At 52.0% G+C, this 3,085-nt stretch carries 1 rRNA gene; it reads right to left on the bottom strand.

The features are described 5' to 3' along the window. Nucleotides 1-124 precede the first annotated feature (124 nt). Nucleotides 125-3,017 (bottom strand): 23S ribosomal RNA (locus V0R62_RS26585). Between the last annotated feature and the right edge of the window lie 68 nt (nt 3,018-3,085).

Here is a 3,085-nt window from a genome sequence, read left to right as displayed (position 1 = left end):
TGCCAGAAGATCCAGATGGATACTCCAGCGAATTCGGATATGTGACTTTGTGAAGTTGCGAACTTTCGGTTCTTTCGTCTTCACCACCACAATTTGGCCTCGGCGCAAATTGCTTGGGTGTTATATGGTCAAGCCTCACGGGCAATTAGTATTGGTTAGCTCAACGCCTCACAGCGCTTACACACCCAACCTATCAACGTCGTAGTCTTCGACGGCCCTTCAGGGAGCTCAAGGCTCCAGTGAGATCTCATCTTGAGGCAAGTTTCCCGCTTAGATGCTTTCAGCGGTTATCTCTTCCGAACATAGCTACCCGGCAATGCCACTGGCGTGACAACCGGAACACCAGAGGTTCGTCCACTCCGGTCCTCTCGTACTAGGAGCAGCCCCTCTCAAATCTCAAACGTCCACGGCAGATAGGGACCGAACTGTCTCACGACGTTCTAAACCCAGCTCGCGTACCACTTTAAATGGCGAACAGCCATACCCTTGGGACCGGCTTCAGCCCCAGGATGTGATGAGCCGACATCGAGGTGCCAAACACCGCCGTCGATATGAACTCTTGGGCGGTATCAGCCTGTTATCCCCGGAGTACCTTTTATCCGTTGAGCGATGGCCCTTCCATACAGAACCACCGGATCACTAAGACCTACTTTCGTACCTGCTCGACGTGTTTGTCTCGCAGTCAAGCGCGCTTTTGCCTTTATACTCTACGACCGATTTCCGACCGGTCTGAGCGCACCTTCGTACTCCTCCGTTACTCTTTGGGAGGAGACCGCCCCAGTCAAACTACCCACCATACACTGTCCTCGATCCGGATAACGGACCTGAGTTAGAACCTCAAGGTTGCCAGGGTGGTATTTCAAGGATGGCTCCATGAGAACTGGCGTCCCCACTTCAAAGCCTCCCACCTATCCTACACAAGCAAGCTCAAAGTCCAGTGCAAAGCTATAGTAAAGGTTCACGGGGTCTTTCCGTCTAGCCGCGGATACACTGCATCTTCACAGCGATTTCAATTTCACTGAGTCTCGGGTGGAGACAGCGCCGCCATCGTTACGCCATTCGTGCAGGTCGGAACTTACCCGACAAGGAATTTCGCTACCTTAGGACCGTTATAGTTACGGCCGCCGTTTACCGGGGCTTCGATCAAGAGCTTCGCTTGCGCTAACCCCATCAATTAACCTTCCGGCACCGGGCAGGCGTCACACCCTATACGTCCACTTTCGTGTTTGCAGAGTGCTGTGTTTTTAATAAACAGTCGCAGCGGCCTGGTATCTTCGACCGGCGTGGGCTTACGCAGCAAGTGCTTCACCCTCACCGGCGCACCTTCTCCCGAAGTTACGGTGCCATTTTGCCTAGTTCCTTCACCCGAGTTCTCTCAAGCGCCTTGGTATTCTCTACCTAACCACCTGTGTCGGTTTGGGGTACGGTTCCCAGTTATCTGAAGCTTAGGAGCTTTTCTTGGAAGCATGGCATCAACCACTTCGCGCTCTAAAGAGCACTCGTCATCAGCTCTCGGCCTTAAGATCCCGGATTTGCCTAAGATCTCAGCCTACCACCTTAAACTTGGACAACCAACGCCAAGCTGGCCTAGCCTTCTCCGTCCCTCCATCGCAATAACTGGAAGTACAGGAATATTAACCTGTTTTCCATCGACTACGCTTTTCAGCCTCGCCTTAGGGACCGACTAACCCTGCGTCGATTAACGTTGCGCAGGAAACCTTGGTCTTTCGGCGTGCGAGTTTTTCACTCGCATTGTCGTTACTCATGTCAGCATTCGCACTTCTGATACCTCCAGCAAGCTTCTCAACTCACCTTCACAGGCTTACAGAACGCTCCTCTACCGCGTCATCAAAGATGACACCCGTAGCTTCGGTGCATGGTTTGAGCCCCGTTACATCTTCCGCGCAGGCCGACTCGACTAGTGAGCTATTACGCTTTCTTTAAAGGGTGGCTGCTTCTAAGCCAACCTCCTAGCTGTCTAAGCCTTCCCACATCGTTTCCCACTTAACCATGACTTTGGGACCTTAGCTGACGGTCTGGGTTGTTTCCCTTTTCACGACGGACGTTAGCACCCGCCGTGTGTCTCCCATGCTCGGCACTTGTAGGTATTCGGAGTTTGCATCGGTTTGGTAAGTCGGGATGACCCCCTAGCCGAAACAGTGCTCTACCCCCTACAGTGATACATGAGGCGCTACCTAAATAGCTTTCGAGGAGAACCAGCTATCTCCGAGCTTGATTAGCCTTTCACTCCGATCCACAGGTCATCCGCTAACTTTTCAACGGTAGTCGGTTCGGTCCTCCAGTCAGTGTTACCTAACCTTCAACCTGCCCATGGATAGATCGCCCGGTTTCGGGTCTATACCCAGCGACTAAAGCGCCCTATTAAGACTCGCTTTCGCTACGCCTCCCCTATTCGGTTAAGCTCGCCACTGAATATAAGTCGCTGACCCATTATACAAAAGGTACGCAGTCACCTAACAAAGTAGGCTCCCACTGCTTGTACGCATACGGTTTCAGGTTCTATTTCACTCCCCTCTCCGGGGTTCTTTTCGCCTTTCCCTCACGGTACTGGTTCACTATCGGTCAGTCAGTAGTATTTAGCCTTGGAGGATGGTCCCCCCATGTTCAGACAAAGTTTCTCGTGCTCCGTCCTACTCGATTTCACTGGCAAGAGATTTTCGTGTACGGGGCTATCACCCACTATGGCCGCACTTTCCAGAGCGTTCCACTAATCTCAAACCAGCTTAAGGGCTGGTCCCCGTTCGCTCGCCACTACTAAGGGAATCTCGGTTGATTTCTTTTCCTCAGGGTACTTAGATGTTTCAGTTCCCCTGGTTCGCCTCTTGCACCTATGTATTCAGTACAAGATAACCAGCTTATGCTGGCTGGGTTCCCCCATTCAGAGATCTCTGGATCACAGTCTGTTTGCCGACTCCCCAAAGCTTATCGCAGGCTACCACGTCTTTCATCGCCTCTGACTGCCAAGGCATCCACCGTATGCGCTTCTTCACTTGACCATATAACCCCAAGCAATCTGGTTATACTGTGAAGACGACATTCGCCGAAAATTCGCATTTCGCTCATT

This window comes from Pseudomonas carassii (genome assembly GCF_036324045.1).
Taxonomy (GTDB): domain Bacteria; phylum Pseudomonadota; class Gammaproteobacteria; order Pseudomonadales; family Pseudomonadaceae; genus Aquipseudomonas; species Aquipseudomonas peradeniyensis.
The sequence above is the reverse complement of the archived record's forward strand: the minus strand, read 5'-3'. Positions and strand labels throughout refer to the sequence as shown.